Origin of the sequence: Sphaerotilus sp. FB-3, from assembly GCF_023706025.1 — a bacterium.
Lineage (GTDB): Bacteria > Pseudomonadota > Gammaproteobacteria > Burkholderiales > Burkholderiaceae_C > Sphaerotilus > Sphaerotilus sulfidivorans.
Genome location: NZ_BQWE01000026.1, coordinates 1 through 277, shown reverse-complemented (window position 1 = coordinate 277; position 277 = coordinate 1). Strand labels below are relative to the sequence as shown.

The window sequence follows — 277 nt, the reverse complement described above, 5'->3', positions numbered from 1 at the left end:
CCAGCTGCTGCACGATCGCCTTCTGGCAGCCCATCGCGTCCATCGTCACCGTGGCACCGCGCAGGTCCAGCCCGGCCAGCAGTTCCGGGATCGCGGTGATCTCGTTGCTCTTGGCCTGCGTCCTGATCTGCCCCAGCGTCACGCCCTTGCCGCAGTGCCAGGCCGTCACCAGGTGCAACGCCCCGTCCGCCGTACGCGAGCCGCGCAGCGTCTTGCCGTCGATGGCAATGTGTTCCTGCGCCAGACTCGGGCAGATCTGCGCCATCCAGTTGCGGAA

Annotated in this window: 1 protein-coding gene; it reads right to left on the bottom strand. The window is 67.9% G+C overall.

Features of this window, described 5'->3' with window-relative positions:
* A partial coding sequence (locus NFT33_RS11575; RefSeq protein WP_251675449.1) for an ISAs1 family transposase occupies positions 1-277 on the bottom strand: 277 nt, incomplete at both ends.